Genomic DNA, 22,862 nt, shown 5'->3' with positions numbered 1-22,862 from the left:
GGTGTTCTTCGGGATCAACGTGGCCTACCCGCTCTACCAGAGCGTCTGGCTGCTCGCCCTCGCGTACGCGGCCCTGTTCCTCCCACTGGCCGTAGCAGCGGTCGGCACCGCCGCGCAGCAGGCTCCGCCGGCGCTGGAGGAGGTGGCCCGCTCGCTCGGCCGCCGCAGATCCCACGTACTGTGCACGGTCACCTTGCCGCTTGCCGTGCCCGGCATCGGCGCCGGGGCGGTCCTGGTCTTCCTCACCTGCATGAAAGAGCTGCCCGCCACCCTGCTGCTGCGCCCGACCGGAATGGACACACTCGCCACCGAGTTGTGGACCCAGACATCGGTCTCCGCCTACGCGGCCGCCGCACCCTACGCCGCCCTGCTGGTGCTGCTCGCCGCAGTCCCGACCTGGTGGCTGTCGGCCCGCACCGGCGTCCTCGCCCCGGGCGGAGGAAGCTGACATGGCGGAGCTGCGCGTCACCGCGGTGCACAAGTCCTTCGGCCCGGTGCGGGCGCTGCGCGGGGCGGACCTCACGGTCCACTCCGGGACGCTGACCGCGGTACTCGGACCCTCCGGCAGCGGCAAGACCACGCTGCTGCGCTGCATCGCCGGATTCGAGGCCGTGGACGCCGGGGAGATCCGGCTCAACGGCCAGCGGATCGCCGCGCCCGGCCGCACTGTGCCGCCCGAGCGGCGGCGGATCGCGGTGGTCCCGCAGGAAGGCGCACTCTTCCCACACCTCCCAGTGCGCGGCAACGTCGCCTACGGGCTCGACCGCCACAGCCGACGGACCGGACGGACCGAGGCCGTACTGGCGCTCGTGGGCCTCGACGGGTTCGAGAACCGGATGCCGCACCAGCTCTCCGGCGGCCAGCAGCAACGCGTCGCCGTGGCCCGGGCACTCGCGTCTCGCCCACCGGTCGTCCTGCTCGACGAGCCCTTCAGTGCCCTGGACGCGGCTCTGCGCGCCGAGGTGCGCCGAGACGTACGCGGGGCACTGCGCGCCGACGGCGCCACAGCCGTCCTCGTCACCCACGACCAGGCCGAGGCCCTGTCGATCGCGGACGAGGTCGCCGTCATGCACGACGGCCTGATCGTGCAGAGCGGACCGCCGGACCGCGTCTACAGTTCCCCCGCCACCCCCTGGGTGGCCGACTTCATCGGCGAAGCCGTCTGGCTGCCCGCCGAGATGACCGGCGACCGGGCCCGTACACCGCTGGGGCTGGTGCCGGTCGTCGCCACGGACGGCTGTCCGCCGGCCGCCCCTGGGCGGGTACTGCTGCGCCCCGAGCAGATCGAGGTCGTCCCGCCCACCACTGCCGCAGTGATCACGGCGACTGTTGTACGCCGTGACTTCCAGGGCCACGATGCCCTGCTCGCCCTGCGGCTGACGGACGGAACACCGGTGCTCGCCCGGATCTTCGACCCGACCTCGGCACCCCACGCCCTCGGTAGTGAAGTCGGCCTACGCGTGCGCGGCGCCGCCCGAGCCTTCCCCGCCCCGCCCTGGGAACCGGAGTGATCCGTCTGCTCCGCCCTCGTCCATGACACCAAGGCGCGGCGGCTGTGCCGTCGGCCCTCGCGGTGACCGCCTCTCCCCGAGGCAGCGAAGCGTGGCCAGGGGAAACCTGGAAGTGAGAGGTAACGGCATCCGCAGTCCGGAACCGACGGAGATCGAGTCGCCGTAATCCGCCACTCCAACGGTGGTCGGCAGCCGGGACACCTGACAGCTGGCGGCGCTGGGTTGCCAGGACAGCAGGCGGTAGCCGTTCGGACCTCCGAATCCGGGGCGGTTCACTGGAACGCCGCGTGGATCTCCTGCTCGGTCGCGGAGTGCGAGACGAGGAGGAGTTCGTCCCCGGTCTGAAGCCGAATGGCCGGATCCGGCACAGTAGGCTGACCGTCGCGGACGATCGTGGCGACAACCGTCCCTTCGGGCAGCCGGACGTCACCCAGCGCCCGGCCCACGGCCCTGGACTGTGGCGTGATGACCGTTTCGATGACGTCGACGCCTGCTTTGCTGAGCCGCAGCAGGGCGACCGTGTCTGTGGCCCCGGTGGCCTCCTCGATGAGGGAGATCAGCGGGGTGGCGGCGGGGACGGCGGCGTCGACGCCCCAGCGCCCGTCGAACAGCCAGGCGTTGTCGGCGTCGTTCACGCGGGCGGCCACTCGGTCCACCGCGAACTGCCGTTTCGCGAGCAGACTGATGACGAGGTTGTCCTCGTCGTCCCCGGTGGTGGCGACGACGAGGTCGGTGGTCAGTGCACCGGCGTGTTCCAGGAGGGCCGGTTCGCAGGCGTCTCCCACGACCAGCCGCACCATTGGGATACTGCTCTCCAACTCGGCCACACGGTCGTCGTCGACGTCGATCAGGGTGACCTCGTTGCGCGCTGCGGAGAGCACCTGAGCGATCTGGGTGCCGAGCCGACCCGCGCCGGCGATGAGCACGTTCACGTCCCCAGCTCCTTGTCGAGAAAGCCGCGCAGTCTGCCGAGCGCGGTGGCGGCGACGGCGAAGGTGACCAGGTCGCCCGCCTGGGCGGGCGTGCTGTGCGCGGGTATCAGTGAGCGGCCCCCACGGGTGACCTCGACGACGCGAATCTCACCGTCGATGCCGAACTCGGTCAGCCGCCGCCCGATGAGGTAGTCGGGCAGTTCCGAACGGACGAGCAGGGTCTCTCCGTTGCCGAAGCTGAGTTCGGGGCTCAGGTGGCGGTGCAGCAGCATCTGATGGAGCTGGTGCACGGTCCAGCGGACGCTGGCGATGGTGGGGATGCCGAGTTCGCGGTAGATGTCGGCGCGCCGGGGATCGTAGATGCGGGCGAGGAGGATCGGCACCCGGTACGCCTCCTTCGCCGTACGCGCGCTGACGATGTTGCTGTTGTCCCCGGAGGTGACGGCCACGAAGGCGTCCGCGTGCTCGACCCCGGCGGCCGTGAGGACGCCGCGGCTGTAGCCGTTGCCCTCGTGGAAGCGGATGCGGGGGCTGTCGGGCAGCCGCTGGGCCGCCTTGGGACGGCGATCGACGACAGCCACGTCGTGCCCTTCGGTGGCGAGCAGACCGGCGAGCATGGACCCCACTCGTCCGCAGCCGACGACGATCACCTTCACCGTGGGACTCCTTTCCGACGGTCCGCGCGGCGGCGCAGCCATGCCTTGCGGGCCTCGTCCGCGATCAGGGGGAGGGTGCCGAGCCCGGCGAGGACCGCCCAGTCGGCGGCGTCGAGCGGGGCGGTGTTGAAGACGGCCTGCAGCGGGGGCAGATAGCTGATGGCGGCCATGAGGGCGACGCCGAAGCCGCCCGCCGCCAGCAGGGCCGGGTTGGACCGCAGTCCCACTTTCAGGATGCTCTGGCGGTCGGTACGGACCGCGAGGGAGACGAAGAACTGGCTGAGCACGATCGCGCCCTGCGCCAGCGTCACGGCCTCACGGTAGACGGGACTGTCCTCGGTGAAGTCGTCGAACGGAATGCCGGAGGAGTGGATGTGCCAGAAGAAGACCGCGCACACGCCCAGCGCCTGGATGCCGCCCAGGAACAGGATCCGTCCCACCACCGCGGCCGAGAACAGCCGCTCGCGCCGGGAGCGCGGCGGGCGGTCCATCACGTCCGGCTCTGGCCGTTCCGCGCCCAGCGCCAGGGCGGGCATCACGTCCGAGCCCAGGTCGATCACCAGGATCTGCACCGCGCTGACGGGCACCAGCGGGAACCCGGCGAACGTCGCCGCCAGGATCGGGCCGAGTTCGCCAATGTTGCTGCTGAAGACGTAGACCAGGAACTTGCGGATGTTCTGGTAGACGGACCTGCCGAGCCGTACCGCCGTCGCGATGGACGCGAACGAGTCGTCGAGCAGCACCATCGAGGCCGCCTCCCGGGCAACGTCGGTACCCGAGGCCCCCATCGCCACGCCGATGTCCGCGTGCTTGAGCGCCGGGGCGTCGTTCGCACCGTCCCCGGTCACCGCGACCACCTCGCCCCGCCGCTGGAAAGCGGTGACCACCCGCATCTTGTGCTCCGGGCTCACCCGGCACAGCAGCAGCTCGGACGACTCCGCGAGCAGCGTGTCCAGCGCCTCGTCGTCCATCGCGTCGACCGCCGCGTCCGTCCCTCCGCCTGGTACCAGCGGGTCCATACCGGTGCGCATCATCCGAACCCGTATGGCGCCGAGGTCCTCGGTTCCGGCGAAACCGGTCGGATCGCACGGAGGGCCTTGCGTGAGGCTTCCATCACGGACTCCAGTGAGTTCGGCGGCCGTCCGGCCGGTGTGCCGCTCCCCAACGGCAGCGACCTCTCATCGTGGAACGGGCCGCCCGGCGCCACCAGGGCCGTACGGGGCAGGGGATGGCACCGTTCGGCGCCTCACACCGGGACCGTGATGACGGGGCAGTGGGCGTGGTGCAGCACGCCCTGGCTCACCGAGCCCAGCAGCATGCCCGTGAAACCTCCGTGCCCGCGGGTTCCCACGACCAGGCCCAGCGCGTGTTCCGAGGCTTCCGTCAGTACCCGCACCGGGTGGCCGAGGACGACTTCGTGGTGCAGCTCCACTCCCGGGTACCTCGCGGTCCGGCCCGCGACCGTCTCGGACAGCACCCGGCGGCACTCCCGTACAGCGGCGTCCTCGTCCAGGACACCGAGGAGCGGCGGGTGCCACACGTACAGGGCCCGCAGGAGCGCTCCGCGCAGGGCAGCCTCCTCGAACGCCACATCCACCGCCGCGGCCGAATGCGGACTGCCGTCGACGCCGACCACGACGTACGCCGGCTGCTGGGTGACGTGCTCGGGCTCCGGTACGACCACCACCGGGCAGGGAGCGTGGGCGGTGAGCGGGAGCGCCACAGAGGCGGAGGTGAACATCTCGCGCCGTCTGCTCAGGTGCCAGGATCCCACCACGACCAGTGCGGCGCTCCGCGCCTCCTCACGCAGTACCCAGGCCGGCTCTCCTTCCGCCAGCAGTGTCGACACCTCCACCGCCGGCCGCCGGGACTCGACGAAGGCGACCGCCTCCTTGAGTACCTGGTCACCCAGGCCGTGCAGCGCCCGGTTCCACTCCTCCCAGGACGGCCGTACCTCCCCCGACCGGTATCCGCGGGTCGGCACGCCCTGGGCATGGACAAGCCGCAGCGGCAGGGCACGCCGATCCGCTTCGTCGGCGGCCCAGGCGAGCACCAGCCGCCTCGAGGGATCGGGGTCGACGCCCACCACGATCGGCCGACGCCCGTCCGCACCAGTCATGGCACCTCCAAGAGGTCTCCACGCCGCCGTCCGTTCTCTGTCCTCCCAGCGTGACCCCAGCCGTCGAACGCCGCCACGCCACGGCTTCGCCCATCCCCGGCCACTGTTCCTCGCGCCTCCCCCCATGCGGGGCGTTGCCTGCCGGTGCAGGCTGGACGTGCGTCACTGACGCCGTCCGCGGCGGAGCTGCTGCCCGGTGAGGGATCAGCAGCCCGGCCGCCCCGCCCTGCCGGGTCAGGGATACAGGGCGGGCCGAGCGGCTCCCCAATCAGCCTCATGGCCCCTGGCCTGGGTGGGCGGCTGCGCCGAGGCTGGGAGCTGACAGAGGGGCGCGTGCTGGTTGTCAGGGATGGGAGAGTGAGCAGTGAGTGATCCGGTGATCGTCGGGGTGGATGGGTCGGCCTCCAGCCTCGAAGCAGTTGACGTCGCGGCTCAAGAGGCGTACGTGCCGGAGTGTCACTGCGGATCGTGCACGCTTTCGGCCGCCCGTCCCGGACACCTGCCTGGCGGTACCTCACCGTGGAACCCGGCAGGGCACAGTCTGGAGCCGATGGTGGAGGGTGCGCTGGCCCGCGCGGAGGAACGAGCACGCGCGGCTGCGCCGGGCATCGACATCGACCGCTCCGTAGTAGCCGGTGAGGCTCTTGAGGTGCTGGAGGTCGAGTCGCGCTCGGCTGCGCTGGCAGTGGTCGGGTCCCGGGGCCTGTCCGGCTTCGCCGGACTGCTGCTGGGCTCGACAGCAGTACATCTGGCCGCTCACGGCCACTGCCCCCTGATGGTGGTGCGCGGCCGTCCCGACCCGGCCGGTGCGGTGTTGCTGGCGGTGGACGGCTCCGAAGCCGGCCAGGCAGCGGTGGAGTTCGCGTTCGCCGAGGCCGCGCTGCGCAAGGCGCCGCTGGTGGCGCTGCACGTATGGAGCACCTGGAGCGAACGGGCCTACGAAGGTCCCGGCGACCCGCTGACCGCTGTCGTGGCCGACATCGACCACCTCCGCCAGGCCGAAAGAGCCTGCTGGATGAGACGGTGGCCTCCTACCAGGGGTCTTACCCGCAGGTCGAGGTGGAGCGGCGCCTGGTGCGCTCCAGGATCCGCCCGGCCCTGATCGACGCCAGCCGCGAGGCTCAGCTGGTGGTGGCCGGCGCGAGAGGCCGTGGCGGCTTCACCGGCCTGTTGCTGGGTTCGGTCAGTCAGGCGCTCCTGCACCACGCCCACTGCCCCGTCGCCGTCGTGCGCGGCAAGGAGTGAACGTGCCCCAGCAGACCTGAACCACAGCTGCGCCCCAGCCCGCCGTCACATCCCCGCAGCCGGTGACGGACACCTGCCAGCAGGAGATTGCCGAGGCGGCGGACCTGCACCGCGTCGTTCCGGCAATTGAGCCCTTCGGATGCCGAGCATCGGGCCGCCGCGTTTGGGTGCCGGCGGGCCGGCCCAACAGGCCCGCCAGACGCAGTGGTTGGGCATCGGCGCGTAGAAGCCAGATCGCAGGAGGGCGCGATGCGGCTGCCGGTCCGTGCGACCGGGGCACTCGGAGCCGCGCCGGTCCCTGAACGACGATCCCGGCGAGGCGAGCGGTTCGCGGCTCTCGTCCATTGTGCGAGACCATGCGTACGAGTCGTACAGAACCAACGCAGCCTGTATGCGCGCCAGCCCCGCACGCATTCGCCTCCCTACCGCGCCGGGAAGACGCTCACCGACGACACTGGAGAAGTCGGCCGGAGGAGGTTGCGATGGACACGGACACCGGTGCCCGCCCCCTGTTGCTCGACCGCGCTCTGCCGGACTTCCGGTTCACGCGCCTGGAGTGCGCGACTGTCGCCGCCGGGCCGCCGCAAACGTATCGGACAGCACGCGATCTCGATCTCCTGTCGATCCACTCTCCGCTGTTCGACCTGGTCGCCCGGGCACGCGGCCTGCCCGACCGGCTGCGAGGCAACCCCGCCTCACCGCCTGCCTCGATGCGGTTGGCCGATCTCTTCGACACGGTCACGGAGGGCCGGCACGACCAGGAGCAGCGGGAGTACGAGCAGGAGCAACCGTGGGTCGGGCTGGGCGAGGATCCTGGGCGAGAGCTGGTCTTCGGTGCCGTCGGCAAGGCGTGGCAGCCGTCCATCCAATGGCGGCGGATCGAGCCCGGCGAGTTCCCGGAGTTCGCGGAGCCCGGCTGGGCGAAAATCGCCGCCGCCCTGGTGGTCCACCCCTACGGCACCCGGCGCTCCCTGCTGACCTACGAGGCGCGCACGGCCTGCACGGACCCGGTCGCCACCCGGCGCTTCGCCCGATACTGGACCGTCGTGTCGCCCGATGTCGGCATCGTCATGCGCGCGGCGCTGCACGCGATCAGGACAACGGCGGAAGAAGAGGCCAGGTCCGCGACCGGTGCGCCCGGCACCGTGGCGAACGGTGCCTGACAGGTGTCAGGGCCGTCTCCAAGCCTGCTCGGTGACGCTCCCGCGTTCTGTGGTGCGACCGGGACGCAGCTGAGACGCTGAGAACATGAGCGAGCACCGGCCCCGGGTTGGGCGACGTTCCCTCGGCGTGGCGGCGGCCACGCTGGCCCTGTACAGGGTCTTCCTGAGGCCGCGGGTGCTGACCTGGGGCGCGACGGACGAGGAAGTCGACCGTAGCTACCCCGGTGATGACCTCATCCCCGATGCCGATGGATCTTCGACCATGGCCACGACCCTGCCGGCGCCGCCCGAAGAGGTCTGGCCCTGGCTTGTGCAGATGGGCTGCAACCGCGGTGGCTGGTACAGCTGGGACCGCCTGGACAACGGCGGACGTCCAAGCGCGGAACGCATCGTCTCGGAATGGCAGCGCCTGGAGACGGGGCAGCACCTGGACTCCCTGCCGAGCGGCGACGCCTGGTTCATCGTCGCCGTCCTGGAACCGGAGAGGACACTGGTGCTGCGCTCGCTGACGACGCTCCCGTCGGGACGCCCCTTCGATAGTCTGGACGCGCCGCCGCGGGCGTACACCGACTCGATCTGGGGCTTCCATCTCCGGCCGGAGCCCGGCGGCGGGACCCGGCTGGTCGTCCGCGCGCGGGGTCACAGCCGCCCGCGGTCCCTCACCCGGCCCATGGACGTGCTGTTCTGGGAACCCGCCCACCTGATCATGCAGACCCGCCAGTTCCACAACCTGCGCACGCGCGTCAGCGTGGCGGCATGATTCCACGTGCCACGCGATTCCGGTGCCGCAGCACAGCGGTATTGCGTTCCGATAGCACTCGGGCATGCTGTTGTCGAACTTGCGGTTCGAGACCGTGAGAGGTTTGAACGACCGGCCGGATGCGAGCGGTGGATTGTGCGGGTGACCGCTCACGCCTACGAGTTGGCGGCGCTCGTAGCCGCCGCCCGCTTCGTGATCGAGTCCGCGCCACCGGACATCCCGGAGCAGGCGCTGGAACAACTGAGGCAACTGCTCAGCGACTACGACACGCAGACGGCACGCTCGGGAGATACGTGACCAAGGATCTGCGGTCGGCTCTGCACGCACGTACAGCACCCGCAAGATCTGCGCCTTACCGGTCGAGGGCCGCCGTAGTAGCCCTCGCTCGCTGTGGTTCAGGGCGTAGCGGTCCGAATCGCATAGGACCGCGGTCAACGGCGGCGGGCCTCGGTCACCCTGGGAGAGGCGCGGCGGCGGGTGTTGCTCACAGGCGCAGTGTGCGTCGCAGGGCCCCGGTGAGTTCCTCGAACTTCTCCTCGGCGTCGGCGGGATCGGTGCGGGCGGCGTCGGTGACGCAGCCGCGTATGTGGTCGTCGAGGAGTCCGAGGGCGACTTCCTGCAGGGCGTGGGTGGCGGCGCTGATCTGGGTGAGCACGTCGATGCAGTAGCGGTCGTCGGTGACCATGCGGGAGATGCCGCGTATCTGGCCTTCGATCTTGTTCAAGCGGGCCAGGTGGTCGGCCTTGCGGCTCGTGTAACCGGGTGCCTCGGTGTGCTGTTCGTGCGCGTGGCGGGGGGTGGCCGGAGCGGTGGTCATCGGGGTTCACCTCCCTCGTGCGTTCCGCCGGGCGTGGGGGCCGTGTAGCGGTCCGGGTCGCCGTCGAACGTGGCGGCGCAGTGGGCGGAGCAGAAGTAGTAGGTGCCGGACTTGCTCTGCCGCTGTTCGGCGGCGGTCGCCTTGTCCACCCGCATGCCGCACACGGGGTCCGTGACCATGCCGTTGCCGTCGCCACTGGAGGCGGGGTGTTGGTGCCCGCAGTCCGCCATGGCGGCCGTGCTCTCGGTCGGCGCGCGGTCGGCGGCGGACTCGACCCGGGGCTGGATGCTCGCGGGCCGGGTCTCCAGCAGCGGCTGGGTGCGCCAGCGGCGTAGCCGGGAGGCGTTGGTGACCACCGACAGGGAGCTGAGCGCCATGGCCACGGCGGCGATGACCGGGCTCAGGCGCAAGCCCCACAGCGGGTACAGGGCGCCTGCGGCGAGCGGGACCCCGACGGCGTTGTAGACCAGGGCGAAGAACAGGTTCTGCCGGATGTTGCGCATGCTCGCCCGCGACAGCCGGATTGCGGTGACAACGCCGCTCAGCCAGCCGGAGATCAAGGTGATGTCGGCGGCCTCGATGGCCACGTCGGTGCCGGTGCCGATGGCCAGGCCGACGTCGGCGGCAGCCAGGGCGGGGGCGTCGTTGATGCCGTCGCCGACCATGCCCACGGTGCGGCCCTCGCCCTGCAGACGGCGGATCTCGTCGGCCTTGTGCTCGGGCAGCACCTCGGCCAGCACCCGATCCACGCCCACCTGGGCGGCGATCGCCCCGGCCGTGCGGGCGCCGTCGCCGGTGATGATGACGACCTCGATGCCGAGGCGCTGGAGAGCGGCGATGGCGGAGACGGAGTCGTCCTTGACGGTGTAAGCGACGGCCAGCACACCGGCGGGACGTCCGTCGACCGCCGCGAGCACGGGGGTCTTGCCCTCGGCCGACAGGCGGGCGGCGACGGGGGCCAGCGTGGTGGTGTCGATGCCGACGTCGCCCAGCAGCCGGGCGGTGCCCACCAGGACGGCGCGTCCGTCGACGGTGGCCTGGACGCCCTTGCCGGTGACCGAGTCGAACCCGGTCGCTGCGGGCGGGCGAATACCGCGGTCGCGGACGCCGGTGATGACGGCTTGCGCGAGCGGGTGCTCGCTGTCGGCCTCGGCCCCCGCGACCAGCCGCAGCAGCAGCGTCTCGTCGAATCCGTCGGCAGCGTGGACGTCGGTCAGGATCGGCTTGCCCTCGGTGACGGTGCCGGTCTTGTCCAGGACCACCGTGTCCAGCTTGTGCGCGGTCTCCAGGGCTTCGGCCGAGCGGATGAGGATGCCGGCCTGGGCCCCCTTGCCTGTGCCGACCATTACCGACAGCGGAGTGGCCAGTCCGAGCGCGCACGGGCAGGCGATGATCAGCACCGCGACCGCGGAGACCAGCGCCAGGGTCAGCGCGGGCGACGGTCCCAGGGTGAACCAGACGGCGAAGGTGACGATCGCGATCGCGATGACCGCAGGCACGAAGTACGCCGACACGGCGTCGGCGAGCCGCTGGATGGGTGCCTTGGACGCCTGGGCCTGCTGCACCAGGCGGATGATCTGGGCCAGCATGGTGTCCGCGCCGACCTTGGCCGCCCGCACGCGTAGGGAGCCGGTGCCGTTGACGGTCGCGCCGATGACGATGTCTCCGCCGCGCTTCGTCACCGGTATCGGCTCGCCGGTGACCATCGATTCGTCGACCGCGGAGGAGCCGGAGAGAACCTCGGCGTCGACGGGGATCTTCTCCCCCGGCCGGATGACGATCTCGTCTCCGACCACGACGTCCTCGACGGGGATCTCAGTCTCGGTGCCGGCCCGCACCACCCGTGCGGTGCGGGCCTGCAGGCCCAGCAGGGCACGGATGGCTTCGCCGGTGCCGGCCTTCGCACGGGCCGCGAGCAGCCGGCCGAGCAGGATCAGGGTCAAGATGACGCCGACGGCCTCGAAGTAGACCTCCCGCAGGTCCTCCGGCAGCAGGCCGGGGGCGAGGGTGACCAGCAGGCTGTAGCCATAGGCGGCACTGGTGCCGAGGGTGATCAGGGAGTTCATGTCCGCGGCCCGGTGGCGCAGGGTCAGCCAGCCCGTCACATGGATCGGCCACCCGGTGTAGAACATCACCGGCGTGATCAGCGCCAGCTGCAGCCAGTGGTTCAGCATCCAGCCGGGCACCCAGTCCGCGCCGAAGAGTTCGTGCGCCATCACGGCGAAGAGCACCGGTGCGGTGAGCACCGCGCCGGTCAGCACCCTGCGGGTGAGGTCCTTGATCTCCGCCTGCCGCTCGGCGGCGTCCGCGGCCTCCGCCTCGGCCGCCGTCCGTTCCTCACCCGACGGCGGCGGCGCGCCGACCGCAGGAGCAGAGGCAGCCGTGACACCGTGACCGTCCGGGGCGGGCGGTGCGGAGCCTTCCGCGGGTTCGACCAGCAGCGTGCCGTGGATCATGTTCATGCCGCAGGCGAAGCCGAAGGAACCGGGCCGGTCCGGGGTCAGTCGCACGGTCGTGCGACTGTGAGCGGGCAGCCCCGCGCCGACCTTGAGATCAGGAAAGACCACACGGACGGTGCACTCGCCGGCCTCCTGCCGGTCGAAGACCAACTCCACCGGCATGCCCTGGCGGACCTTGATGACGTCGGGACTGTAGCCGCCCCGCACCGTCACCTCCACCCGCTGTACGCCGTTTTCCAGCCGGGCGGCACCGGCCCGTCGCGGCCCGAAGAAGTACCAGCCGAGCGCAGCGACCAGCATGGCCGACGCCAAGATCACAACGGCATCAATGGCACCCATGGGTTTCTCGCCTCCCCTGGCGGGTCACTCTCAAGCCTGCGCTCGGCTACCCCTGCCAGGTAGGGGCTGAACGGCCCACTGGTCCTGGGCCGTCCGGCCCGAGACCGCCTCACCAGGCAGAGCGATGATGGATGTGAAGGCAATAAGTCCCCGGGAGCCCATCCAGCGCCCGGTCGCCGATAAGCCGAAGCAGGTGAGTGGCGATGATGTTCTGGTACGCCCACGACATGAGCGGGTGGGGCTGGTTCGGGATGTCGATCGGCATGGTCGCGTTCTGGGCACTGGTCGTCACAGCCCTCGTGCTGGGTTTCCGCGCCGTCAACCGGCCCCACGAACACACCCACACCCCCGCCGCACCCACACCGCAGCAGATCCTCGCTGAGCGGTTCGCCCGCGGTGAGATCGACGAGGAGGAGTACCGGCGCCGCGTGGACGCGCTGCACGTCGGCCCTCCAGCCAAATCCTGAATACCCGGCCGCACCCTGTGCGGCCTTGGCCCTCCGCTGAAGGAGGCTCATGATGAACGACAAGCGCAACTACGGCATGTACGCGCTCGCCGCAGCGATCGTCGTCGTCGGCGCGCTGATCGTCGGCGCGTCCCTGGAAAGCCTGGTCTGGCTCGCTCTCGTCGCCGCCTGCCCGCTGATGATGTTCTTCATGATGCGCAGCATGCACGGCCAGGGCATGCACGGCGGCCACGATCAACACCGTGACGACCGGGACGAGGACTCGCTGCACAAGCACGACCACCACACCGGACCCGGCCGGCCCTGACCGCCCCGGGCCCGCCCAGGGGGTGAGTGCCATGGCTGCTGTCATCGCCACGCTGACCGGGGCACTGATCCTGGCAGGCATCGTTTACGACGTCGCCCGCCTGATCACCCCCGACGAGCCTCGCCGTCCACCGCTGGCCCGCCTGCGCGGACGGCGTGCGGCGCTGGAGGAAGCGGAACGGTGGCTGGTGGGTCTGCGCCTTCACGACCGTGTGGACGCGGCCACCTACCAGCGCCGCATGAGCGCACTGGCCCACGGACAGCGTCGCACCACCACAGGACCGACCAACGCCGTGGGAGGACGTCATGGCTGATTCGGCATACGGCCTGTGGCCGCTCGTGGTCCTCAACACCCTGCTCTTCGCGGTGTTCGCCGCCAGCTTCTTCCATCCGAAAACGAAGCGGGACTGGCGGGCGATGGGCGCCTACGGCGCTTTTCTGGTCGCCCTGTTCACCGAGATGTACGGCACCCCGCTGACCATCTACCTGCTGGGCAGCTGGCTCGGCTCCCAGTTCCCGCTGCTGAAGGACTCCCACGCCGGCGGCCACCTGTGGAACGACCTGACCAACTGGTCCGGCGACCCGCACCTGAGCCCCTTTCACCTGGCCAGCTATATCGCGATCGGCACCGGCTTCTGGCTGATCGCCGCCGCCTGGAAGCGCCTGCACGAGGCCGCCCAGCACGACGAACTCGCCACCACAGGTCCCTACGCCTGGGTGCGCCACCCGCAGTACGACGGCTTCCTGCTCATCATGATCGGCTTCCTGCTGCAGTGGCCGACCATCCCCACTCTGATCATGTTCCCGGTCCTGGTCTACGTGTATGTACGTCTTGCCCGCAGCGAGGAGCGCGAGGTCGCCAAGGAATTCGGCGAGCAGTGGGACACCTACGCCGCCCGCACTCCGGCGTTCTTGCCACGCCACCGTCCTGCCCGCAGCACCACGCCCCCGCCGGGCCGGCAGCAGCCGCAGCCGCCGCGCACGGCCGACTCCCACCACGCCCCCGCCGGGAGGAGCCGATGACCGGGATTTCCGTGGCCCCACGGGCCGTGATCGCCGACGGCGCCCTCGCCGGAATCACACTGCTGCCCGGCGTGCTCGGGCAACCACGCCACCCCGGCCGGAGGTGACCGAGATGGATGCTGCTGGCCTGCTGATCCGGCTTCTTCTCGCGCTCCAGGTCCTGACCACTGCCGCCAGTGGGGTGCTCCTCGCACGGCGCGCCAAGCACGAGGCCCCAGGTCTGGACCGCAGCATCCGCCGCACGGCCCCCGCTCTCCTGATCGCCGGAGTACTGCCCCTTCCCGCCCTGCTCGCCACCGACGCACCCGCCGGCGCCTGGGGCCTGTGGGGTGTCGGCTACATCGGCGCAGCCCTCGTCTACGCCTCGGCCGATACTCTCCGTGACATCCGCGCCGCCCAGAGCGCGGATCCGGCGGGGAGGATCCCGTGACCGGCCCGAGGCGCGCACGGGCCCGCGGCGGGTGGAGCTGCCGGGCCGGGAGCGTGGCCAGACAATGGGAGAACCACGGTCGGGGCTGGGACCTGCGGCGGCACATGCCGTCGCGCACGTGCCCGCAGACGGCCCGGCCGGTCTCTCCCGCATCGCCCAGAATCCGAGAGGCGAGAGGAAGGCGGTCGTCATGAGCAGCATCACTCACCGTATCGCCGCACTGTTCCGGATCAAGGCCAACAAGGCGCTGGACCGGGCCGAGGACCCGCGTGAAGTCCTGGACTACTCCTACGAGCAGCAGCTTCAGATGCTGCAGAGGGTTCGGCGTGGCGTGGCCGATGTGGCGACCAGCCGCAAGCGCGTCGAGCTGCAGGTGAACCAGTTGCGGCAGTCCACGGGCAAACTGCAGGGCCAGGCTCAGCAGGCGCTCGCGGCCGGTCGGGAGGACCTGGCCCGTGAGGCGCTCACCCGCCGGACGGCCGTGGGCTCGCAGATCACCGATCTGCAGGAGCAGCAGGCGTCGTTGCAGGCGCAGGAGGAGAAGCTGACCCTGGCCACACAGCGCCTGCAGGCGAAGGTCGACTCGTTCCGTACCCGCAAGGAGACGATCAAGGCCACCTATACCGCGGCCGAGGCTCAGACCCGTATCACCGAGGCGGTCACCGGCATCGGTGAGGAGATGGGCGACGTCGGCCTGGCCATGCAGCGCGCCCAGGACAAAACCGAGCAGATGCAGGCCCGCGCCGGTGCGCTGGACGAGCTGATCGCCTCCGGTGCGCTGGAGGACGCCACCCTGTCGGCCGGGCGTGACGACATCCAGGCCGAGTTGGAGCGCGTGAGCGCGGGTCAGGACGTGGAGATCGAACTGGCCCGCATGAAGGCACAGCTCCCGGCGGCCTCCGCCCCAGCGCCGCTGGAGGGCCCTGAACCCCCGAAGACCCCGCCGGATCAGGAGGCGACGTCATGATCATGCGGATTCTCGGCGAGGGCCAGTACGAGGTCCCCGACGAGCACCTGAACCGGCTCAACGAACTGGATGCCGCCCTGCAGTCGGCCGCCGACGCAGGCGACGAGACGGCCTTCGCCACCGCGCTCTCGGCCCTGCTGGACGCGGTGCGCAGCCTGGGCACGCCGTTGCCGGACGAGCAGATCACGCCGTCCGACCTGGTGCTGCCCGATGAGGGCACCAGCCTCACGCAGGTGCGACAACTGCTGTCCGACGAGGGTCTGATCCCGGGGTGAGGGGCGATGCGCAGCCGCTTCGAGCCCGACCGGCAGCTGACCGCCCGCATGGCAGTCACCATGTTCCTGCTCGGGCTGGTGTACGTGGCTTTCATTGCCGCGCTGATTGTGCTGCTCAAGTCCACAGTCCTGGTGGTCGTCATCGCCGCCGGACTGCTGGCCGCGCAGTACTGGTACTCGGACCGGATCGCCCTCTACGCGATGCACGGCCGCCTCGTCACATCTGAGGAGCAGCCCCAACTGCACGGCGTCATCGACCGGCTGTGCGCCGCCGCGGACATGCCCAAACCCCGGGTGGCCATCTCCGAGATGGACCTGCCGAACGCGTTCGCCACCGGCCGCAACGCCGACCACGCCGTCGTGTGCGTCACCACAGGGCTGGAGCGCCGCCTGACGACCGAGGAGCTCGAAGGCGTCCTCGCCCACGAGCTCTCCCATGTCGCGCACCGCGACGTGGCGGTGATCACCATCGCCTCGTTCCTGGGCGTGCTCGCGGGGCTCATCGTCCGCTTCGCCTTCTACTCCCAGCTGTTCGGCGGGGGTCGGCGCGACCAGAACACCGCGGCGCTGCTCGCCCTCGTCATGGCGGTCTCCGCCCTCGTCTACGCGCTCAGTTTCCTTCTCATCCGGGCGCTGTCGCGCTACCGCGAACTCGCCGCCGACCGCGCCGCGGCCATGCTGACCGCGAAGCCCTCCGTTCTGGCCTCGGCTCTCACCAAGGTCAGCGGCGACATCGCCCGTATCCCCACCCAGGACCTGCGCACCGCCCAGGCGTTCAACGCGTTCTTCTTCACCCCTGCCCTCGGCCCCGGCACGGTCGTGGCCAACCTGTTCTCCACCCACCCCAGCCTGGAACGCCGCCTCGAAGCCCTCGCGGAGATCTCCGCCGAGCTGGGCGAGCCGGGCAGCCGGACGCCATGAGAAGGAGCTGAGACCCCGTGGGTTTCCTGGATTCCCTGCTCGGCCGGTCCAGGCCGGTCAAGCCCGACCTGGACCAGCTCTTCGGCCTGCCCTCCGCGGCGATCACGCTCCAGGCCGCCGTCGGCTTCACCCCGACAGGTGCGGGCGCGGTGTGCTTCGCCTCCATCGAGGGCGGGGCGTTCGCCCAAGTCCAGCAGGAGGTACAGGCCCTGCTGGACGCCGACTCCGAACGAGCGGGCGCACCCGTGGAGTTCAGCCGTGACGACTACGGGTACTCATGGCTGCTCTCCCGCCGCGATCCCGACAGCCTGCCCGCCCTGGTGAGCGATCTGCACGCGGTGAACACCGCCCTGCAGGACAGCGGCTTCGGACCCCAACTCCTCTGCTCCCTGGTCTCCTTCCGCGACGCCGAGCTGCGCCCCCTGGCGCTGGTCTACCTCTACAAGCGCGGCACCTTCTACCCCTTCGCTCCGCTGCCCGGCCAGAAACGCGACAACCCGCTGGAACTCCAGGTCAAGGCAGTGGTCAAGGACGACCTGCGCATCGAACAGGACCTGAGCCGCTGGTTCCCGCTGTGGGGTGCCCCCGGCCTGTGAAGGGGCGGCGACGTCATCCGAAGCCGGGGAGGTGGAACGTGGCAGCAGTGGGCGCCCGTCGTGACGACGGGCCACCTGGCGAGCGGTCGGTGCTGGCGGCGGCCGGGATAGAGAAGTCCTACCGGCGCGGTCTGTGGCCCGCCCAGCGACGCGTGCGGGTGCTGCACGGCGCCGACCTGGCGCTCGCCCCTGGCGAGGTGGTCGGCCTGGTCGGGGAGAACGGCTCCGGCAAAAGCACCCTGATGAAGATCCTGGTCGGGGCCCTGACCGCCGACGCCGGCACGGTGACCCGCAGCGGGCGGCTGGGCTACTGCCCGCAGGAGCCGGTCGTCTACGAACGCCTCACCTGCGACGAACACTTCGAACTGTTCGGCCGCGCCTACGGTCTGCCCCCAGATGCGGAGCGGCACTCACGCCGGGACATCTACACCTTCCTGGGCTTCGAACGCTACGCCGCCACCCGCGCCGACCGCCTCTCCGGCGGGACCCTGTCCAAGCTGAACCTGGGCCTGGCGCTGCTGGCCGACCCCGAGGTACTGCTGCTGGACGAGCCCTACGCCGGCTTCGACTTCGACACCTACCTGAAATTCTGGGAGCTCGTCGGCGAACGCCGCCAGGCGGGACGCTCCGTGCTGATCATCAGTCACTTCGTCACCGACGAAGAACGCTTCGACCGCATCATCGAACTGCGGGACGGACGGGCCGTGCCGCGATGACGACCCTGTTGTGCACGCGCCGTTTCCTGGCAGAGGCCGCCCGCACCCCGGTGAACCTGCTGGTGCTCATCCTGGTGCCAGTGGTGTTCGTCGTCGTGGCCGCCCGCCCGCTGGCGGACACGGCCGAACTGCTCGGCGGCCCCGGCGGGCCGTCCGTGCAGACCGCCACGGCCGGATGGGCCGCGGGATTCATCGCCGCGATCGCCATGTACTTCCAGATCCGCGCCGCCCACGCCGCCGACCGCCGCCTGGTCCTGGCCGGGCTCGCCCCCGCCCGCCTGGTGGCAGCCCGCATGACCACCGGCCTGACCCTGGCACTGATCGCCACAGCGACGGCCCTGCTGGCCCTGACGGCGCGGACCGGTATCGGTGACGATCCGGGGCGGGCGCTGGCCGGGACACTGATGTACGCGGTGATCTACCTCGCGCTCGGGGCGCTGATCGGCACCCTGGTCACCAACCCGGTCAACGGCACCGTACTGGTGCTGTTCGTATGGATCCTGGACGTGTTCTTCGGACCCGTGCTCGGCGCGGCCGACAGGCCGGTGACCCGGGCGCTGCCGACCCATTTCGTGACCCTGTGGATGGTGGACCTGCCCTCCCGGCACAGCGGACGCATCGGCGATCTCGGCTGGGCCCTGACCTGGGCGGCAGCGGCCATGGTGGTCAGCTGGACGGTGATCACTGCCGCCAGCCGCACCGCCCGGCCCCGCCATCGCACCCGGCCCGGATCAGCGGCCGACCAGCTGTCCGCAGGCGTGCGCATGGGGCTGCGGGAAGCGGCCCGCAACCGGGTGCTGTGGGCGCTGCTCATCGCCGTACCCGTCGTCTTCGTCCTACTCGCGGTGGCCACCACCCCCGAGGAGTCCACCACCCTGACCGTGCGCGAAGGCGGCCGCACCATCTCTCAGAAGGCGTGGCTGCCCGACATCCACGGCGGCACCATGGCCCCGATCGCCATCGCCTCCCTGGCCACACTGGCCGGGCTGTTCACTGTCCTGGACGCCCGTTCCGGCGACCGGCGCCTGGCCCTCGCGGGCTTTCGCCCCCTGACACTGCTCGCCTCCCGCTTGGCCGTCATCGCTCTCGGCGCGCTGCTGGCTACCGCCGCGTCCCTCGCCGTCACCACCACCGTCTTCGACGCTCGCCGATGGGACCTGTATATCGCCGCCAGCGTCCTGATCGCGCTCACCTACGCCCTCGTCGGCGTCCTGCTCGGTCCGCTCTTGGGCCGGGTCGGCGGCGTACTCATCGCCTTCCTGCTGCCCTTCATCGACGTCGGCATCGAGCAGAGCCCCATGCTCCGCCCAGCCCCGCCCGGCTGGGCCCACGCCCTGCCCGGCTACGGCGCCGGCCGCGTCCTGATCGACGCCGCCCTCACCCCCACCTTCGACGAAACCGGCCCCCTGCTGATCGCCCTCGCCTGGCTGGCCGCCCTCACGACCGCAGCGGCCGTCATGTTCCGCCGCACCGCCATCACGCCCCGCTGACACCCCACACCGACGGCGGCCTCGCGACGTCCTTCAGATGAACCGGCGAGGCGGTTGGCGGTATCACCGTGGCGGGTGCCCCCAAGCACGCCGAAGCTGGGTACGCCAGCCCTCCTCCGGCTGCGCCAAGCCGACGGCAACCTCGTTTCGAAAGGCCCGCCCCGCATGTCACTCACCTCTCCACACCGGGGCCGCATCGCACTCGCCATGGGAAGCGCCTGCGCCCTGCTCTCCCTGGTCGGTTGCTCGAACGGCGACAGCACCGCCCCCGCCACCACCAGCGCCTCATCCGCCGCGACCAGCGCGAACCCCGGCGGGACAAGAATTGTGATCGAGGACTTCACCTTCAGCCCGACGAACCTGCGGGTGCGCAACGGAGCGAAGGTCACCGTCGTGAACCGGGACTCTGACGCGCACACTGTGACCGCCGCCCAGGACAAGGTCTTCGACACCGGCAACATCACAGGCGGAGTGACCACCACGTTCACCGCTCCGTCCACGCCGGGCAGCTACTCCTATCTCTGCACCCTCCACCCGAACATGAAAGGCACCCTCATCGTGACCTGACCCCGAACGGGGTCCCACCCTGCGACTGTGTGCGCGGGGCCGCCGCCTCCGTCGTCGCCTCGCGTACATCGTCGCGGGCGTCTTCGGACCGATCTTCCTTGTGCCGTTCCTGGACCGCAGCCCGAAAACGGAGGTGGCGCGAGCGCAGGCTCTCCCTCGGTATGGCCGCCTTGCTGCTGGCGCTTGCCGCGAACCACGATCCAGGTCTGGACCGCCAATCCGAAGGGGCACTGATGACCGCTGCTGAAGTACGGCGCGCGACACTGGTTCTGGACGCTCACCACCACCGTCGTACTCGCAGCGGTGTGGACCGGACCGGGGCGGCTGCACGCCGCCCATGGTCCGGCGACGGGGTTGCTCGTCTCGGTCGGCGCCTTGGTGCTGGTCACTTCTGCTGTCCGGGCGGCGCGGATCTGGGCGGTGCTCGCCGGTTCGCCCCGGCTTCTCCGGTGGTTGCGCCCCAGCGCCCAGAGGGGCAGCGCGGTGGAAACGAGCGCCGAAGGAGGGATGACCGTGTCTCACCCCGCAGACGACCACGGTCACCAAAGGCATGACCCGTCGGGCCCGCGCAAGGAGCGCAGCACCGCGGTGCTGGATGTGCGCGGCCTTGCGTGGGCGTCGCAGCAGAGTACCGTCGCCGCCGCGCTGGGGCGTCGTCCCGGTGTACTGCAGGTCGAGGTCAATCCGATCGCGCAGTCGGCGACGGTGGTCTTCGATCCTCGGCGTACGTCGCTGGCCGAGCTGCGCCGCTGGGTGACCGAGTGCGGCTACCACTGCGCCGGCCAGGTGGTGCCCTCCCATGTCTGCGACCCGATGGCCGAACCCGATCCGCCCGTGGGGGAGGTGGCGGGCGAGCAAGCGGGGCACGAGGGCCGGGCCGCGAGAGCGGCCGTCCTGCCTGAACCCGCAGAGCCGGCACGAGCCGCGCACGGGGAACCGGCCAGGGCTCCGGCCGCACCCGAGCAGATGCCCTCGCCGCACGAGGTGATGGGCCACGGTGGCCACGGCGAGATGTCGATGGACGCCATGGTGGCCGACATGCGCAACCGCTTCCTCGTGGCGCTGCTGTTCTCCATCCCCATCGTCATCTGGTCACCGATCGGCGAGGACGTCTTCGGCCTCGATGCGCCGGTGCCCTTCGGTCTGCGCCAGGACGTGTGGGCGCTCCTGCTGAGCATGCCGGTGATCTTCTACTCGTGCACGATCTTCTTCGACGGCGCTGTTCGGGCCCTGCGCGCCCGCACCCTGGACATGATGGTGCTGGTCGCGGTCGCCGTCGGCTCCGGCTGGCTGTACTCCCTGATCATCACGCTCACCGGCGGCGGCGACGTCTTCTACGAAGCGGCCACCGTGCTGGCTTCGTTCGTCCTGCTCGGCCACTGGTTCGAGATGCGCGCCCGCGGCGGCGCCAACGACGCCATCCGTACGCTTTTGGATCTCGCTCCGCCCAGGGCCCTGGTCGTACGTGGTGGGGTGCCGGTCGGGATGCCGACCGCTGAGGTCGTGGTCGGCGACCTGCTGCTGGTCCGCCCCGGAGCCAAGATCGCTGTCGACGGAGTTGTGGAAGAGGGCGAGAGCGAGGTCGACGAGTCGATGGTCACCGGCGAGAGCCTGCCGGTGCACAAGGCACCCGGCACGCAGGTGGTGGGCGCGACCATAAACGCCAACGGCACGCTGCGGGTGCGCGCCACCAAGGTCGGTGCCGACACCGCCCTGGCGCAGATCGTCAAGCTGGTCCAGGAGGCTCAGAACTCCAAGGCGCCGGGGCAGCGGCTGGCGGACCGGGCGGCGTTCTGGTTGGTTTTCGTCGCCCTGATCGGCGGCGCCGTCACCTTGGCGGTCTGGCTGCTGGCCACGGACCGCTCGCTGGGCGCCGCGATGCTGTTCGCCATCACCGTCGTGGTCATCACCTGCCCGGACGCCCTGGGACTTGCGACCCCGACGGCCATCATGGTGGGCACCGGCCTCGGGGCGAAGCGCGGCGTGCTGTTCAAGAACGCCGTCGCCCTGGAGGCGTCCGCCGGCATCCAGGTCGTCGTCATGGACAAGACCGGCACCCTGACCAAGGGCGAACCGGAAGTCACCGACGTGGTCACCGCCCCCGGAACCGACGAGGCAGAGCTGCTGCGGCTGGTCGCGGCGGTGGAGCGCGACTCCGAGCACCCGCTGGCCGAAGCCGTCGTACGCCACGCCGACGCCCGTGCAGTGGACCCCGCGAGCGCCCGGCACTTCGAGAACGTCCCCGGCCACGGCGCGACCGCCGTCGTCGACGGCCACCGGGTCGCGGTCGGCAACCGCCGGCTGGCGATCCGCGAAGGCGTCGCCCTCGGTCCACTGGCCGGCCGCCGCGAGGAACTGGCCGACACCGGCCGCACCGTCGTCATCGCTGCCATCGACGGACAGGCAGCCGGACTGATCGGCATCGCCGACGCACCCCGGGAAACCGCACAAGAGGCCGTGACCGAACTGCACGCCCTCGGCGTCGAGGTCGTCATGCTCACCGGCGACAACGAGGCCACCGCCCGGCGGATCGCCGGACGCCTCGGCATCGACACCATCATCGCCGAGGTCCTCCCGGGCGACAAGGCGGCCAAGGTCGCCGAGCTGCAGCGCGGCGGCCTCAAGGTCGCCATGGTCGGTGACGGCGTCAACGACGCCCCGGCACTGGCCCAGGCCGACCTCGGCATCGCCATCGGCGCCGGCACGGACGTCGCCATCGAGACCGCCGACCTCGTCCTGATGCGCTCCGACCCCCTCGACGTGCCCACCGCCCTGCGCATCGGCCGCGGCACCCTCCGCAAGATGCGGCAGAACCTCGGATGGGCCATCGGCTACAACACCATCGCCCTGCCGATCGCCGCAGGCGTCTTCGAGCCCGCCTCCGGCCTGGTGCTCCGCCCGGAGATCGCCGCCCTGTCCATGTCCGGCTCCAGCATCATCGTCGCCGTCAACGCCCTCGCACTCAAACGCCTCCGGCTGCCACACACTGTGCCCTCGCCCGCCGAACCACCGATCGGCGCCGCCGACGCCAGGGAGGGCGGTGGGCCGACGCGCTGAAGGACACAGCGGCGAGACCCTGGACACCTCCCCGCACATCGGAGTT

At 70.8% G+C, this 22,862-nt stretch carries 26 protein-coding genes; 20 read left to right on the top strand and 6 right to left on the bottom strand.

Going from position 1 to position 22,862, the window contains the following annotated elements:
- Window positions 1–448: ABC transporter permease subunit (locus STRIP9103_RS04970; RefSeq protein WP_158696850.1), on the top strand; the 448-nt coding region annotated here is incomplete at its 5' end.
- A 1-nt stretch (window position 449) separates the two neighbouring features.
- Entirely contained in the window at window positions 450–1,511 is a 1,062-nt protein-coding gene (locus STRIP9103_RS04965; protein WP_009299292.1) for an ABC transporter ATP-binding protein, read from the top strand.
- 272 nt (window positions 1,512–1,783) lie between these two features.
- Here the strand turns inward: STRIP9103_RS04965 and STRIP9103_RS04960 are convergent, their stop codons facing one another.
- The 4 genes from STRIP9103_RS04960 to STRIP9103_RS04945 all read right to left on the bottom strand — a co-directional run bounded on the left by STRIP9103_RS04960 (window position 1,784) and on the right by STRIP9103_RS04945 (window position 5,218).
- Window positions 1,784–2,443 carry a potassium channel family protein gene (locus STRIP9103_RS04960; protein WP_009299285.1) on the bottom strand — a complete coding sequence of 220 codons (660 nt, stop codon included), beginning with the start codon at window positions 2,441–2,443 and terminating at the stop codon, window positions 1,784–1,786.
- Window positions 2,440–3,099: a potassium channel family protein gene (locus tag STRIP9103_RS04955; protein WP_009299311.1), complete on the bottom strand. Its 660-nt coding sequence runs from the start codon at window positions 3,097–3,099 to the stop codon at window positions 2,440–2,442. Before STRIP9103_RS04955 ends, STRIP9103_RS04960 begins: the two co-directional genes overlap by 4 nt.
- Window positions 3,096–4,133, bottom strand: coding sequence for an HAD-IC family P-type ATPase (locus STRIP9103_RS04950; RefSeq protein WP_309474675.1), 1,038 nt, complete (start codon window positions 4,131–4,133; stop codon window positions 3,096–3,098). Before STRIP9103_RS04950 ends, STRIP9103_RS04955 begins: the two co-directional genes overlap by 4 nt.
- A gap of 212 nt (window positions 4,134–4,345) precedes the next feature.
- Window positions 4,346–5,218 carry a universal stress protein gene (locus tag STRIP9103_RS04945; protein WP_009299309.1) on the bottom strand — a complete coding sequence of 291 codons (873 nt, stop codon included), beginning with the start codon at window positions 5,216–5,218 and terminating at the stop codon, window positions 4,346–4,348.
- A 364-nt stretch (window positions 5,219–5,582) separates the two neighbouring features.
- Here STRIP9103_RS04945 and STRIP9103_RS04940 point away from each other — a divergent pair, with 364 nt between their 5' ends.
- The 5 genes from STRIP9103_RS04940 (at window position 5,583) to STRIP9103_RS49770 (ending at window position 8,683) form a co-directional block, all read left to right on the top strand.
- Window positions 5,583–6,320, top strand: a complete 738-nt coding sequence (locus STRIP9103_RS04940) for a universal stress protein (RefSeq protein ID WP_309474674.1) — start codon at window positions 5,583–5,585, stop codon at window positions 6,318–6,320.
- Window positions 6,293–6,463, top strand: a complete 171-nt coding sequence (locus STRIP9103_RS52720; protein ID WP_009299277.1) for a universal stress protein — start codon at window positions 6,293–6,295, stop codon at window positions 6,461–6,463. Before STRIP9103_RS04940 ends, STRIP9103_RS52720 begins: the two co-directional genes overlap by 28 nt.
- Before the next feature lie 482 nt (window positions 6,464–6,945).
- On the top strand, window positions 6,946–7,626 hold the full coding sequence (locus tag STRIP9103_RS45155) for a hypothetical protein (RefSeq protein ID WP_009299305.1): 681 nt from the start codon (window positions 6,946–6,948) through the stop codon (window positions 7,624–7,626).
- 85 nt (window positions 7,627–7,711) lie between these two features.
- Entirely contained in the window at window positions 7,712–8,386 is a 675-nt protein-coding gene (locus STRIP9103_RS04930; protein ID WP_009299307.1) for a hypothetical protein, read from the top strand.
- Between the two features lie 141 nt (window positions 8,387–8,527).
- The gene (locus STRIP9103_RS49770) at window positions 8,528–8,683 is read left to right on the top strand and encodes a hypothetical protein (protein WP_158696849.1); all 156 of its coding nucleotides are present in this window, start codon (window positions 8,528–8,530) and stop codon (window positions 8,681–8,683) included.
- A gap of 187 nt (window positions 8,684–8,870) precedes the next feature.
- Here the strand turns inward: STRIP9103_RS49770 and STRIP9103_RS04925 are convergent, their stop codons facing one another.
- Complete coding sequence (locus tag STRIP9103_RS04925; RefSeq protein ID WP_009299288.1) at window positions 8,871–9,203, bottom strand: metal-sensitive transcriptional regulator; 333 nt, start codon at window positions 9,201–9,203, stop codon at window positions 8,871–8,873.
- Entirely contained in the window at window positions 9,200–12,001 is a 2,802-nt protein-coding gene (locus STRIP9103_RS04920) for a heavy metal translocating P-type ATPase (protein ID WP_009299284.1), read from the bottom strand. The genes STRIP9103_RS04925 and STRIP9103_RS04920 overlap by 4 nt, the downstream gene beginning before the upstream one ends.
- Window positions 12,002–12,204: 203 nt before the next feature.
- Here STRIP9103_RS04920 and STRIP9103_RS04915 point away from each other — a divergent pair, with 203 nt between their 5' ends.
- From STRIP9103_RS04915 to STRIP9103_RS04855, 13 genes are all read left to right on the top strand, one after another.
- Window positions 12,205–12,468, top strand: a complete 264-nt coding sequence (locus STRIP9103_RS04915) for an SHOCT domain-containing protein (RefSeq protein ID WP_009299300.1) — start codon at window positions 12,205–12,207, stop codon at window positions 12,466–12,468.
- 49 nt (window positions 12,469–12,517) lie between these two features.
- Window positions 12,518–12,775 carry a DUF2933 domain-containing protein gene (locus STRIP9103_RS50545; protein ID WP_009299286.1) on the top strand — a complete coding sequence of 86 codons (258 nt, stop codon included), beginning with the start codon at window positions 12,518–12,520 and terminating at the stop codon, window positions 12,773–12,775.
- Window positions 12,776–12,806: 31 nt separating this feature from the next.
- Window positions 12,807–13,088 (top strand): hypothetical protein, encoded by a 282-nt coding sequence (locus STRIP9103_RS04905; protein WP_009299283.1) that lies wholly within the window; start codon window positions 12,807–12,809, stop codon window positions 13,086–13,088.
- Window positions 13,081–13,797, top strand: coding sequence for a methyltransferase family protein (locus STRIP9103_RS04900; protein WP_009299293.1), 717 nt, complete (start codon window positions 13,081–13,083; stop codon window positions 13,795–13,797). The genes STRIP9103_RS04905 and STRIP9103_RS04900 overlap by 8 nt, the downstream gene beginning before the upstream one ends.
- A gap of 112 nt (window positions 13,798–13,909) precedes the next feature.
- A complete protein-coding gene (locus tag STRIP9103_RS04895) occupies window positions 13,910–14,227 on the top strand; it encodes a hypothetical protein (RefSeq protein WP_009299299.1) in 318 nt (105 codons plus the stop codon).
- A gap of 190 nt (window positions 14,228–14,417) precedes the next feature.
- Complete coding sequence (locus STRIP9103_RS04890) at window positions 14,418–15,194, top strand: PspA/IM30 family protein (RefSeq protein ID WP_009299312.1); 777 nt, start codon at window positions 14,418–14,420, stop codon at window positions 15,192–15,194.
- Window positions 15,191–15,469 (top strand): PspA-associated protein PspAA, encoded by a 279-nt coding sequence (pspAA, locus tag STRIP9103_RS04885; RefSeq protein WP_009299301.1) that lies wholly within the window; start codon window positions 15,191–15,193, stop codon window positions 15,467–15,469. Before STRIP9103_RS04890 ends, pspAA begins: the two co-directional genes overlap by 4 nt.
- 6 nt (window positions 15,470–15,475) lie before the next feature.
- Entirely contained in the window at window positions 15,476–16,390 is a 915-nt protein-coding gene (htpX, locus tag STRIP9103_RS04880) for a zinc metalloprotease HtpX (protein WP_009299276.1), read from the top strand.
- A gap of 17 nt (window positions 16,391–16,407) precedes the next feature.
- Window positions 16,408–16,986 (top strand): PspA-associated protein PspAB, encoded by a 579-nt coding sequence (pspAB, locus tag STRIP9103_RS04875; RefSeq protein ID WP_009299314.1) that lies wholly within the window; start codon window positions 16,408–16,410, stop codon window positions 16,984–16,986.
- Between the two features lie 38 nt (window positions 16,987–17,024).
- Complete coding sequence (locus tag STRIP9103_RS04870; protein ID WP_009299273.1) at window positions 17,025–17,702, top strand: ATP-binding cassette domain-containing protein; 678 nt, start codon at window positions 17,025–17,027, stop codon at window positions 17,700–17,702.
- On the top strand, window positions 17,699–19,192 hold the full coding sequence (locus STRIP9103_RS04865; RefSeq protein WP_009299289.1) for an ABC transporter permease: 1,494 nt from the start codon (window positions 17,699–17,701) through the stop codon (window positions 19,190–19,192). Before STRIP9103_RS04870 ends, STRIP9103_RS04865 begins: the two co-directional genes overlap by 4 nt.
- A 165-nt stretch (window positions 19,193–19,357) precedes the next feature.
- A complete protein-coding gene (locus STRIP9103_RS45975; protein ID WP_009299313.1) occupies window positions 19,358–19,759 on the top strand; it encodes a cupredoxin domain-containing protein in 402 nt (133 codons plus the stop codon).
- A 513-nt stretch (window positions 19,760–20,272) separates the two neighbouring features.
- Window positions 20,273–22,816 carry a heavy metal translocating P-type ATPase gene (locus tag STRIP9103_RS04855; protein ID WP_009299298.1) on the top strand — a complete coding sequence of 848 codons (2,544 nt, stop codon included), beginning with the start codon at window positions 20,273–20,275 and terminating at the stop codon, window positions 22,814–22,816.
- Window positions 22,817–22,862: the final 46 nt, after the last annotated feature.

The sequence above is a fragment of the Streptomyces ipomoeae 91-03 genome (assembly GCF_000317595.1).
GTDB classification, from domain to species: domain Bacteria; phylum Actinomycetota; class Actinomycetes; order Streptomycetales; family Streptomycetaceae; genus Streptomyces; species Streptomyces ipomoeae.
The sequence above is the reverse complement of the archived record's forward strand: the minus strand, read 5'-3'. Positions and strand labels throughout refer to the sequence as shown.

What these genes read in the sequence shown, in the direction of transcription:
- pspAA (WP_009299301.1), top strand. Translation starts at nt 15,191, where the DNA reads ATGATCATGCGGATTCTCGGCGAGGGCCAGTACGAGGTCCCCGACGAG.
- STRIP9103_RS04865 (WP_009299289.1), top strand. Translation starts at nt 17,699, where the DNA reads ATGACGACCCTGTTGTGCACGCGCCGTTTCCTGGCAGAGGCCGCCCGC.
- STRIP9103_RS50545 (WP_009299286.1), top strand. Translation starts at nt 12,518, where the DNA reads ATGATGAACGACAAGCGCAACTACGGCATGTACGCGCTCGCCGCAGCG.
- STRIP9103_RS04950 (WP_309474675.1), bottom strand. Translation starts at nt 4,133, where the DNA reads ATGATGCGCACCGGTATGGACCCGCTGGTACCAGGCGGAGGGACGGAC.
- STRIP9103_RS04915 (WP_009299300.1), top strand. Translation starts at nt 12,205, where the DNA reads ATGATGTTCTGGTACGCCCACGACATGAGCGGGTGGGGCTGGTTCGGG.
- STRIP9103_RS04890 (WP_009299312.1), top strand. Translation starts at nt 14,418, where the DNA reads ATGAGCAGCATCACTCACCGTATCGCCGCACTGTTCCGGATCAAGGCC.
- STRIP9103_RS04895 (WP_009299299.1), top strand. Translation starts at nt 13,910, where the DNA reads ATGGATGCTGCTGGCCTGCTGATCCGGCTTCTTCTCGCGCTCCAGGTC.
- STRIP9103_RS04900 (WP_009299293.1), top strand. Translation starts at nt 13,081, where the DNA reads ATGGCTGATTCGGCATACGGCCTGTGGCCGCTCGTGGTCCTCAACACC.
- STRIP9103_RS04905 (WP_009299283.1), top strand. Translation starts at nt 12,807, where the DNA reads ATGGCTGCTGTCATCGCCACGCTGACCGGGGCACTGATCCTGGCAGGC.
- STRIP9103_RS04925 (WP_009299288.1), bottom strand. Translation starts at nt 9,203, where the DNA reads ATGACCACCGCTCCGGCCACCCCCCGCCACGCGCACGAACAGCACACC.
- STRIP9103_RS04965 (WP_009299292.1), top strand. Translation starts at nt 450, where the DNA reads ATGGCGGAGCTGCGCGTCACCGCGGTGCACAAGTCCTTCGGCCCGGTG.
- STRIP9103_RS45975 (WP_009299313.1), top strand. Translation starts at nt 19,358, where the DNA reads ATGTCACTCACCTCTCCACACCGGGGCCGCATCGCACTCGCCATGGGA.
- htpX (WP_009299276.1), top strand. Translation starts at nt 15,476, where the DNA reads ATGCGCAGCCGCTTCGAGCCCGACCGGCAGCTGACCGCCCGCATGGCA.
- STRIP9103_RS04930 (WP_009299307.1), top strand. Translation starts at nt 7,712, where the DNA reads ATGAGCGAGCACCGGCCCCGGGTTGGGCGACGTTCCCTCGGCGTGGCG.
- STRIP9103_RS04920 (WP_009299284.1), bottom strand. Translation starts at nt 12,001, where the DNA reads ATGGGTGCCATTGATGCCGTTGTGATCTTGGCGTCGGCCATGCTGGTC.
- STRIP9103_RS04945 (WP_009299309.1), bottom strand. Translation starts at nt 5,218, where the DNA reads ATGACTGGTGCGGACGGGCGTCGGCCGATCGTGGTGGGCGTCGACCCC.
- STRIP9103_RS45155 (WP_009299305.1), top strand. Translation starts at nt 6,946, where the DNA reads ATGGACACGGACACCGGTGCCCGCCCCCTGTTGCTCGACCGCGCTCTG.